11 protein-coding genes are annotated in these 10171 nt (G+C 59.7%); 5 read left to right on the top strand and 6 right to left on the bottom strand.

What is annotated here, in order from left to right; all coding sequences use genetic code 11:
* Together yidC and yihA are read left to right on the top strand one after the other, a co-directional pair.
* Positions 1-1520: membrane protein insertase YidC (gene yidC, locus C9413_RS03105; protein ID WP_170250176.1), on the top strand; the 1520-nt coding region annotated here is incomplete at its 5' end.
* A 142-nt stretch (positions 1521-1662) separates the two neighbouring features.
* Positions 1663-2319, top strand: coding sequence for a ribosome biogenesis GTP-binding protein YihA/YsxC (yihA, locus tag C9413_RS03100; RefSeq protein ID WP_022713523.1), 657 nt, complete (start codon positions 1663-1665; stop codon positions 2317-2319).
* A 47-nt stretch (positions 2320-2366) separates the two neighbouring features.
* Here yihA and C9413_RS03095 read toward each other — a convergent pair whose 3' ends face one another.
* The 3 genes from C9413_RS03095 to C9413_RS03085 all read right to left on the bottom strand — a co-directional run bounded on the left by C9413_RS03095 (position 2367) and on the right by C9413_RS03085 (position 4291).
* Positions 2367-2924 carry a fasciclin domain-containing protein gene (locus C9413_RS03095; protein ID WP_039846595.1) on the bottom strand — a complete coding sequence of 186 codons (558 nt, stop codon included), beginning with the start codon at positions 2922-2924 and terminating at the stop codon, positions 2367-2369.
* Between the two features lie 108 nt (positions 2925-3032).
* On the bottom strand, positions 3033-3755 hold the full coding sequence (locus C9413_RS03090; RefSeq protein WP_039843757.1) for an anti-sigma factor: 723 nt from the start codon (positions 3753-3755) through the stop codon (positions 3033-3035).
* On the bottom strand, positions 3752-4291 hold the full coding sequence (locus C9413_RS03085; RefSeq protein WP_039846594.1) for a sigma-70 family RNA polymerase sigma factor: 540 nt from the start codon (positions 4289-4291) through the stop codon (positions 3752-3754). Before C9413_RS03085 ends, C9413_RS03090 begins: the two co-directional genes overlap by 4 nt.
* A gap of 145 nt (positions 4292-4436) precedes the next feature.
* Here C9413_RS03085 and argB point away from each other — a divergent pair, with 145 nt between their 5' ends.
* The gene (argB, locus tag C9413_RS03080) at positions 4437-5324 is read left to right on the top strand and encodes an acetylglutamate kinase (RefSeq protein WP_039843756.1); all 888 of its coding nucleotides are present in this window, start codon (positions 4437-4439) and stop codon (positions 5322-5324) included.
* Between the two features lies 1 nt (position 5325).
* Here the strand turns inward: argB and C9413_RS03075 are convergent, their stop codons facing one another.
* Together C9413_RS03075 and C9413_RS03070 are read right to left on the bottom strand one after the other, a co-directional pair.
* A complete protein-coding gene (locus C9413_RS03075) occupies positions 5326-6105 on the bottom strand; it encodes an isocitrate lyase/phosphoenolpyruvate mutase family protein (protein ID WP_039843755.1) in 780 nt (259 codons plus the stop codon).
* Positions 6106-6117: 12 nt separating this feature from the next.
* On the bottom strand, positions 6118-7182 hold the full coding sequence (locus tag C9413_RS03070) for a trifunctional transcriptional activator/DNA repair protein Ada/methylated-DNA--[protein]-cysteine S-methyltransferase (protein ID WP_039843754.1): 1065 nt from the start codon (positions 7180-7182) through the stop codon (positions 6118-6120).
* A 97-nt stretch (positions 7183-7279) separates the two neighbouring features.
* Here C9413_RS03070 and C9413_RS03065 point away from each other — a divergent pair, with 97 nt between their 5' ends.
* Positions 7280-7987 carry a pyrimidine 5'-nucleotidase gene (locus C9413_RS03065; protein WP_039846593.1) on the top strand — a complete coding sequence of 236 codons (708 nt, stop codon included), beginning with the start codon at positions 7280-7282 and terminating at the stop codon, positions 7985-7987.
* A gap of 206 nt (positions 7988-8193) precedes the next feature.
* Here the strand turns inward: C9413_RS03065 and C9413_RS03060 are convergent, their stop codons facing one another.
* A complete protein-coding gene (locus C9413_RS03060; protein ID WP_039843753.1) occupies positions 8194-9060 on the bottom strand; it encodes an LOG family protein in 867 nt (288 codons plus the stop codon).
* Positions 9061-9252: 192 nt separating this feature from the next.
* Between C9413_RS03060 and dapD the strand changes: the two genes are divergently transcribed.
* Positions 9253-10113, top strand: coding sequence for a 2,3,4,5-tetrahydropyridine-2,6-dicarboxylate N-succinyltransferase (gene dapD / locus C9413_RS03055; protein WP_039843752.1), 861 nt, complete (start codon positions 9253-9255; stop codon positions 10111-10113).
* The last annotated feature ends 58 nt before the right edge of the window (positions 10114-10171 follow it).

The raw sequence follows: 10171 nt of genomic DNA, 5'->3' as shown, positions 1-10171 counted from the left end.
CGGAAGAGCTCTCTGGCTCCGTAAACCTGGCAGGTGCCCGCCTCGACGACCTGAAGCTCAAAGGTTATCACGAGACGGTCGACAAGAGCAGCCCGATCATTACGCTTTTCTCGCCGGCTGACACCAAGGACGGCTACTTCACCGAACTCGGCTATATCGGCAGTGACCAGACCGGAACGGTTCCCGGTCCGTCGACCGTATGGACGGCGCCGGAAGGCGCCAAGCTCACCGACAAGTCACCGGTGACGCTGACCTATACCAATGACAAGGGCCTGACCTTTGCGCGTACGATTTCGGTCGACGACCGCTACATGTTCACCGTCACGGACAAGGTGACGAACAGCGGAAGCACTCCGGCTTCCATTTCGTCCTACGGGCGCGTTACCCGCTACAACAAGCCGACGACGCCCTCCGTCTACGTCCTGCACGAGGGCTTCATCGGCGTCATCGGCGACGGCCTGGTCGAGAGCAAGTACTCTGCCGTCGAGGAGGAAGCCGTCACGCCAGCCAAGTCCACCGGCGGCTGGCTTGGCATCACCGACAAGTACTGGGCCGCAACGATCGTGCCGCCGCAGAAATCGGCGTATGAGGCTCGCTTCTCGCATTTCACCGATGGCCAGCCGCGCTATCAGGCCGACTATAAGGAAGACGCCGTAACGGTTGCTCCCGGACAGTCGATCGAACTCAAGAACCTCGTCTTTGCCGGAGCCAAGGAAGTTCCGGTCATCGACGGCTACGAGGCGTCCTACCAGATCCCGCGCTTCGACCGCCTGATCGACTGGGGCTGGTTCTATTTCATCACCAAGCCGATGTTCAAGCTGATGGATTTCTTCTTCCGCTACTTCGGCAATTTCGGCGTCGCGATCCTGTTGACGACGATCGTCGTCAAGGGGCTGTTCTTCCCGCTCGCCAGCAAGCAGTACGCTTCGATGGCGAACATGAAGCGCGTGCAGCCGAAGATGGAAGAGCTCAAAGCCAAATTCGGCGACGACCGAATGGGCCTGCAGCAGGCGATGATGCAGCTCTACAAGGAAGAGAAGATCAATCCGATTGCCGGCTGCTGGCCGATCGCCTTGCAGATTCCGGTCTTCTTCGCGCTCTACAAGGTCATCTACATCACGATCGAAATGCGGCATGCGCCGTTCTTCGGCTGGATTCAGGACCTCTCGGCCCCCGATCCGACCACGATCGTCAACCTCTTCGGCTTGCTCCCCTTCGAAGCGCCCGCCCTGCTCCATCTCGGCGTATGGCCGCTGATAATGGGTGTGACGATGTTCGTGCAGATGCGCATGAACCCGACGCCCCCCGACCCAACGCAGGCGATGATCTTCAACTGGATGCCGCTGGTCTTTACCTTCATGCTGGCAAGCTTCCCGGCCGGCCTCGTCATCTACTGGGCTTGGAACAATACGCTCTCCGTTATTCAGCAGGGGGTAATCATGCGCCGCCACGGTGTGAAGATCGAGCTCTTCGACAATCTCAAGGGCTTGTTCCGGCGAAAACCGGCGCCATCGAAATGAATGAGGAAGCCTCGCTTCGGCGGGGCTTTTTCTTTTCGGCAACCTGTTTTCAATGAGGGCCCATCGGGACCGTTGGTTGACAAAATCATGCGAAACCTGAATCCCTTATGCGCAATGGATTAGGACGCGCTGGAAAAGCGGAATGACGCAAAACAACGAAAAGCCACTCTTCGGGCGGCCGTGGATCTTCATCCGCGGCGTGCCTTCCATGAAGTTCCTGCCACCGGAAGGGCCGCTGGAAGTGGCATTCGCCGGACGCTCGAATGTCGGCAAGTCGTCGCTCATCAATGCGCTTGTCGGACACAAGGGACTGGCGCGTACCTCGAATACGCCGGGCCGGACGCAGGAGCTGAACTACTTCGTTCCCGAGGGTTATTCCGGCGAGGGTGGCGACCTGCCGCCGATGGCGCTCGTCGATATGCCAGGCTACGGTTATGCGCAGGCGCCGAAAGACCAGGTCGACGCCTGGACGAAACTCGTGTTCGATTATCTGCGCGGCCGCGCTACGCTGAAGCGCGTCTACGTGCTTATCGACAGCCGCCATGGAATCAAGAAGAACGACGATGACGTTCTGAGCCTGCTCGACAAGGCCGCCGTTTCCTACCAGATCGTTCTCACCAAAACCGACAAGATCAAGCCGCCCGCGGTCGCCAAGCTGCTCGCAGAAACGGCGGAGAAGATCAAAAAGCGTCCGGCGGCCTTCCCATTCGTGATTGCCACCTCTTCCGAGAAGAGCGAGGGATTGGATGAGTTGCGCCAAGCCATTGCCGAAACGGTCGAGATCAAGAACTGGAATTGAAGGGAGGCGCCCGCAGGCGCCCCCCTCCTTCGCCCTTGGATCCTCCATCACGTCTTGGGCAGAAGCACCTTGTCGACGACATGGATTACGCCGTTCGACTGCTTGACGTCGGCGATCGTCACACGTGCCGTGCCTCCCATTTCATCGGTCAGCGTGATCTTGCCCATGCTTTCCTTGGCTTTCAGCACGCAGCCGCCCACTGTCTTGATGTCGTGCTCGCCGCCATCGTCCTTGATCATTTTGGCAACGGCCGTCGCCATCGTATCTGCTGCAACCATGTGGCAGGTCAGTACCTTGACGAGCGCGGCCTTGTTTTCCGGCTTGAGAAGCGTCTCGACCGTGCCCTTCGGCAGGGCGGCGAAAGCCTCGTTCGTCGGTGCGAAAACCGTGAACGGACCTTTGCCTTCGAGCGTGCCGACAAGCCCGCCTGCCTTCACAGCCGCGACCAGCGTGGTGTGGTCCTTCGAGTTGACGGCATTGTCGATGATGTTCCTCGTCGGGAACATCGGAGCGCCACCCACAATGGGGTTGGCGGCCTGCACAGCAAAAGCGATTGTGGATACGGCAGTGGCGAGCGCAATGGTGCGCAAAGCTCGCTTCATCATGATCATCCTCCTCACGTCCGGCGCCGGTTCGCGTGCGGAATGCCTCGGCCCGCCCGGACACCGAGATGTACGAGGGGATGCGAAAAGAGTTTCAGAGGAGACAATATTTTAGCGGCGATGCGTGGTGCCACTGGCGACAACCGGTCCTGTCGGGGCGCCGGTCGTCGAACCGCCAAAAGGCTCGAGGCTGACGGCGAGCGTCGTACCGTCGGCAATGCCGCCGCGCAGGTCGGCAGGAATGACAAGCTCGCCATCTTCATCCGACTGGAAAATGCCGAGCGATTTTGGATTGCCGCTTCCCGGCACCAGCCAGAGCTCCAGTGATTTTTTCTCAGTCCCGCCCGCCGCAACAGGAACGATGCGGACGCGGCCGCTTTGGACGTCGTAAGAGGCAAGCAGATTGACCTGCCTGTCGGCGGACGACAATTCGGCAACCAGTAGCGATTGGCCTTTCGGCGGTGGAACGTTGCCGGAGGCGAAAACAATGGCTCCGATCGCGACGACCAGCGAAGCGAAGGTCAGAGAGCGCCAGAAGACGGCGGAATTCCAAAGGCCGCGCGAAAAGGACCGCGAAAGCTCCGGTTCGCCGAAAAGGCGTGCCTCGATCTGCTTGAAGGTCTCCCGGCCCGGGCTCGCGGCCACTTCATACTCGTCGTTGAAAGCAGAGAGGTTCGTTTCCCAGCGGCTGACGATTGCGGCAAACTGGCGGTCCCGGCGCATGCGCTCCTCGACCACCCGGCGATCCTGAAACGAAAGAACACCAAGCACGTACTCGCCGGCGAGCACTTCATCACGGGAGCGGCCTCCCTTGCTTTGATCCGGCGATGTCATCGCTCCATGCACTCTCTCAGCTTCAAAAGGCTGCGCCGCAGCCATGTCCGCATGGTGTTCAGCGGAACGCCAAACTGATCGGCAAGTTCCTGATAGCTCAGTCCTTCGACATAGGCTTTCTTCACCGCCTGCGCCCGATCAGCTTCCAACTCTTCCATGCAGGTGTCAATCCGCCTTCCTTCATCAGACAGCACGGCCTGCTTTTCCGGGTCGAGGCCAGGATCGGGAAGATCGTATTCACCGTTCAACTCGTCGGCGACAGGCTTTCGCGCCCGCAACGTATCGATCGCCTGGTTGCGGGCAATCGCCGCGAGCCAGGAGGACGGCGTACCCTGGTCGGCCACGTATGCCCCGGAACGCTGCCAGATCTTTGTATAAACCTCCTGCAACGCCTCCTCGGCTTCAATACGATCGTTCAGGATACGCAGGCATATGGAGAAGAGTTTCGGGCTCGTCGCCTTGTAGAGATCGGCGAAAGCCTTCCGGTCGGCCATGGCGATGCGGCCAATCAATTGCGCGATTTCCTCGCTCGTCATGCCGCGGCCCATCTGTCTTGACACGATGCCAATAAACGGCGGCCGGCTCAAATTGACAAGAGGCACAGCAACTAATGCGCATGGCATTATTCCATCTGTCAAGAACTTGAGATACAAGGCCGCGATCTATTCTGCTGGGTATGCCATGAACCAGTCCGAAAGCGAAACCCAAGCACGCCTTCTCGCACAGGCGCTGCCTTTCATGCAGCGTTACGAGAACAAGACGATAGTCGTCAAATACGGCGGCCATGCTATGGGCAATCCCGAGCTCGGCAAGGCTTTCGCCAGCGACATTGCGCTTTTGAAGCAATCCGGCGTCAATCCGATCGTCGTCCACGGCGGCGGACCACAGATCGGCGCGATGTTGACGAAGATGGGTATCGAATCGAAGTTCGAAGGCGGTCTTCGCGTCACCGACGCCAAGACAGTCGAGATCGTCGAGATGGTGCTTGCCGGCTCCATCAACAAGGAGATCGTGGCACTCATCAACCAGACGGGCGAATGGGCGATCGGGCTTTGCGGCAAGGACGGCAACATGGTCTTTGCCGAAAAGGCGCAAAAGAAGATCAAGGACCCGGATTCGAACATCGAGCGCGTGCTCGATCTCGGCTTCGTCGGCGAGGTCGTCGAAGTCGACCGTACGCTGCTCGACCTGCTCGCCCGTTCGGAAATGATCCCGGTCATCGCCCCGGTCGCGCCCGGCCGCGACGGCGCGACCTACAACATCAATGCCGACACCTTCGCAGGCGCTATCGCCGGCGCACTGAATGCCACGCGCCTGCTCTTCCTGACGGACGTTCCAGGCGTGCTCGACAAGCAGGGCAACCTCATCAAGGAGCTCTCGGTTTCGCAGGCACACGCGCTGATCGCCGACGGCACGATTTCCGGCGGCATGATCCCGAAGGTCGAAACCTGCATCGACGCGATCAAGGCCGGCGTCCAGGGCGTCGTCATCCTGAACGGCAAGACGGCCCATTCCGTGCTGCTCGAAATCTTCACCGAACACGGCGCCGGAACGCTGATCGTTCCGTGATTCAAGCTTGGCCCGCGGCGGCGAAGACCGCCTCGGCTGCCTCCTTCAGCTTTTCCATCATTGCGCGGTAGGGTCCCGGCCCATAACTGACACGGCCGACGCCGAGCTTTGCCAAGGTCTTCACATCCGGCACGCCTTGCCGCATCATGATGTTGACCGGCAGCCTAACCGCTTCGCACATTCGACGGATCAGGTCCTGGTTCGACAATCCCGGCGCAAAAAAGCCGCTGGCGCCAGCCTCTGCATAGGCGGCTGCCCGCTCGATCGCCTCATCCACCAGCAGAACATGCCGGTCGGGATCGGAGAACTTGAGGAACAGGTCGGTGCGGGCATTGATGAAGAACGGAATGCCCTTAGCCTCGGTCATCTCGCGTATGGCGCGGATGCGTGCGGCCTGCTCATCGATCGGATGCAGCCCGCTGCCGCCAACCACCTGGTCCTCGAAATTGATGCCGACGGCGCCTGCATCAATCAGCCTGGCGGCGTTGGCAGCGGTTCCCGCTTTCTCGGTCGAATAGGCGCCCTCGAAATCGACGGAGAGAGGCAAGTCGTTGGCCGCAGTGATCGACCGCACGGTAGCGACAAGCGCTTCCAGCGGGATTTTTTCGCCGTCCGCATAGCCTTGCGCCGCAGCAACCGACCAGCTGCCGGTCGCCAGTGCCTTGGCACCTGCGTCGCTGACAGCCTTCCCCGTGCCAGCATCCCAGATATTATAGAGGACGACCGGATTGCCCTTCTGATGCAATGCGCCGAACGCCTTCGCCTTTTGCGCCTGGTTCATGGAACGTCCTCCTCAAACAGCCCCTTTGGGCCGCATTTTTCCTTCGTGCTTCAATAGCCATTGCTTGCGCCAGAGCCCGCCACCATAACCGGTCAGTGATCCGTCTGCGCCGACCACGCGATGGCAGGGGATGACGATGGCAAGCTGGTTTGCGCCGTTGGCGCGGCCGACCGCGCGCACCAGCTGCGGGTTTTCCATTTCCCTGGCCAGATCACCATAAGCGCGTCTTTCTCCGACAGGAATTTCCCGAAGCTTCGCCCAGACCACCCGCTCGAAGGCGGTACTGTTGCCGAGCGCCAAAGGGGTTTTGAAGTTCGCGGACTGGCCGTCGAAATAGGCTCGCAGCTCGGCATCGATCTGTTCGATCGCAGGCGTTCTCCCGGCGGCAACCGAGGAGCGTGTCTTGCGCTGCAGGTTTTCCAGCTCAGCCTGAAGCGCCTTCCGATCGTGGAACTCCAGAAGATGCAGATGCGTCTGATCGGCAACCGCGACCATCGGCCCGAGCGGCGTTTCAAACCAGTCTGCGAAGAGCAGCTCGCGGTTCTGCGACATGGCAGGCGCCTTGCCGATCAACCGCTGAAATGCGGCGCGAAACCCGCTGCCCGACTCGTAACCTGCATCGAGCTGGACATCGATCACGCGGGCGCCGCTCGCAAGCTGCCTTGCTGCCTCGCCGAGTCGGCGGTAGCGGGCGATGTCTAGGAAAGTCATGCCCAGCGATCGTTTGAAAGCGCGCCGCACGGTGGATGGATCGTAACCCCTGCGGACCAGATCATCCTCGGTCCAACGCGTCGCCGGAGCGCAGTCGAGCGCTTCCAGCAGTTCGTCGACGATCGGTTCCTTGCCCGCCTGTTCCAGCGGCTTGCAGCGCCGGCAGGGCCGGAAGCCGGACTGCATGCAGGTGGCGATGGAATCGTAGAACAGCGTATTCTCCCGTTTCGGCTTGCGGGCGGGGCAGGTCAACCGGCAGAAGACGCCCGTCGTTCTCACGCAGACATAAGCAAGCCCCTCGTAATCGGAGCTGCGGGCGATCAGCGCATCATAAAGCGTGTCTTCATTGGGAAGATCGAAAAGCATGAGAGCCTTTTATCATCCCTTGGCTTTTCCGTCCGTCGAAAATCGGGCGTCTATTTTTTTGTTCGGCAATTTCCTTGGCCCATGCCATAACGCCGCCATGACCAAGATAGATCGCACTCCGACCAAAGCCGATTTTGCGCACGTGACCGAATGGGTCTTCGACCTCGACAACACGCTTTATCCGCATCACGTCAATCTCTTCGCGCAGATCGACAAAAACATGACGGCCTATGTCTCGGCGCTTCTCCAGATGGAGCGGGACGAGGCGCGCAAGCTGCAGAAGCAATATTATCTCGAGCACGGCACGACGCTGCAGGGTCTGATGATCCATCACGGCGTCGACCCGAACGAATTTCTGGAAAAGGCCCATGCCATCGACTATTCGAGCCTCACGGCTCAGCCCGAATTGGGTGCGGCGATCAAGGCACTTCCGGGCCGCAAGTTCATCTTCACCAACGGCAGCGTCAAACATGCCGAAATGACGGCCGGTGCCCTCGGCATTCTCGAACATTTCGACGACATCTTCGACATCGTCGCCGCCGAATTCGTGCCGAAGCCGGCGCAGGTTACCTATGACAAGTTCATGGCACTGAAACGAGTGGAAACCGGCAAGGCGGCCATGTTCGAGGACCTGCCGCGCAACCTTGTGGTTCCAAAGGCACTCGGCATGCAGACTGTGCTGCTCGTGCCGAACAATCTTGAGGAAACCGTCGTCGAATGGTGGGAACAAACGAGCGGCGACGAGGACCATATCGATTTCGTCACCGATGATCTGGCTGCGTTTCTGGCAAGGGTCGTGGACTAGATTACGAAGATTTCATTCAGCTTGCCGATGTATAATTGGTCAGATTGACGCATCGGTTTTACCTTCCGAGCGCGAGCCCAGAGTTTTTCATCCGCATGGATCGCAACAAGGACGGCGCGATCTCGATCGATGACATGCCCAATCGGCCGTCCATGTAAGCAAGGACTTACCGCAGGTGGGGCCTGTCGCACATCGCGGCCGGTTTTCTATTCCTGATGCTCATAGAAATCCTGGATGATCTTCCAGGCGGCAGCTGCCGTATCGACGAAGCTGATCAGCTTCACGTCGTCAGGCGCGATCGTCCCGAATTCGGCAAGTGCGTCGAAATTGACGATGCTTCGCCAGAACTTCTCGCCGAAGAGAATGAGCGGCATCTTTTCCATGCGTCCCGTCTGGATCAACGTCAGGCATTCGAAGAATTCGTCGAGGGTTCCAAAGCCGCCCGGGAACACCGCAATCGCTTTCGCGCGTACCATGAAATGCATCTTGCGGATCGCGAAGTAATGGAAGTTGAAGCTGAGCTCCGGCGTCACATAGGCGTTCGGGGCCTGCTCGTGAGGCAGCACGATATTGAGGCCGATCGAGGGCGCGCCTTCATCGGCTGCTCCGCGGTTGCCCGCCTCCATGACGCCCGGGCCGCCGCCGGTGACGATCACATATTCATGGAAATCGAAACCAGCGGAATATTTCGAGCAGAGCCGGGCGAACTTGCGCGCTTCGTCATAATAGATGGACGCCGCCTCCAGATTGGCGCGCTGCATGTCGTTGCGGGCTGCCCATGCGCTCTGACCGGGGGCAGGAATACGCGCGCCGCCGAACATGACGACGGTGGATTTGATGCCACGTTCCGTCAACATCATCTCGACCTTCAAAAGTTCAAGCTGGAGACGGATCGGCCGCAGTTCCTCGCGGCAGAGAAAGTCGCCGTCGGAATAGGCCAGGCGATAGGAAGGCGAAAGCGTTTGCGGCGTCTTCGGCACGGCGAGTGCGCGATGCCTGTCAATCTCGCTCGACTTCAGCGGAGCCCAGACTCCGTCCTTGCGCCTGAGCTTGCCGTTTTTTCCCTTCGCCATTTCAGAATGCCCTTCAAAAATGCCGGCAACACTGCCGGGTCTGTCTATAACGCCTTGAATACAGAAACGATCTCGTTCGAAAAATCATTCCATTTTAGCCGCTCATGCGATAGAGCAGATCGCATCCCGCCGATCACAATTCCCGGAGACTTCCTAGTCTTCAGGATAAAGCTCGAAGTTTAAGGAATTCTCATGAGCGCCACCGATCTCGCATCCCTCGAAAAGACCCTCGAAGCTGCCTTCGACAACCGCGACAACGTGAACGCGTCGACGAAAGGCGAAGTTCGCGAAGCCGTGGAAGCAGCGCTCGAGCTTCTCGACGGCGGCAAGGCTCGCGTCGCCGAGCGCGGCGCCGATGGCGTCTGGACGGTCAACCAGTGGCTCAAGAAAGCCGTACTGCTTTCCTTCCGCCTGAACGACATGGAAGTCGTCAAGGGCGGCTCCGGCAATTCCACCTGGTGGGACAAGGTGCCTTCCAAGTTCGAAGGCTGGGGCGAGAACCAGTATCGCGCCGCGGGCTTCCGGGCCGTTCCGAACTGCGTCGTCCGCCGCTCGGCCTATATCGCCAAGAACGTCGTGCTGATGCCTTCCTTCGTCAATCTCGGTGCTTATGTCGGTGAAGGCACGATGGTCGACACCTGGGCGACGGTCGGCTCCTGCGCACAGATCGGCAAGCATGTGCATCTTTCCGGCGGCGTCGGCATCGGCGGCGTGCTGGAACCGATGCAGGCCGGCCCGACGATCATCGAAGACAACTGCTTCATCGGCGCCCGCTCGGAAGTCGTCGAAGGCTGCATCATCCGCGAGGGTTCAGTTCTCGGCATGGGCGTCTATATCGGCAAGTCAACCAAGATCGTCGATCGCGCCACCGGCGACGTCATGTATGGCGAAGTGCCGCCCTACTCCGTTGTCGTTGCCGGTTCGATGTCGAGCGGCAACAAGACCATGGCAAACGGCCAACCGGCACCGCATCTCTATTGCGCCGTCATCGTCAAGCGCGTCGACGAGCAGACCCGCTCGAAGACCGGCATCAATGAATTGCTGCGCGACTAAGCTTTCAGTGACAGCCGGATTCCGATCCGGTAAACAAGCGGCGTTCATTTCAGCGAGG

The sequence above is a fragment of the Rhizobium sp. SEMIA 4085 genome (assembly GCF_013004495.1).
Lineage (GTDB): Bacteria > Pseudomonadota > Alphaproteobacteria > Rhizobiales > Rhizobiaceae > Rhizobium > Rhizobium gallicum.
This window is presented reverse-complemented; position numbering and strand designations above follow the sequence as displayed.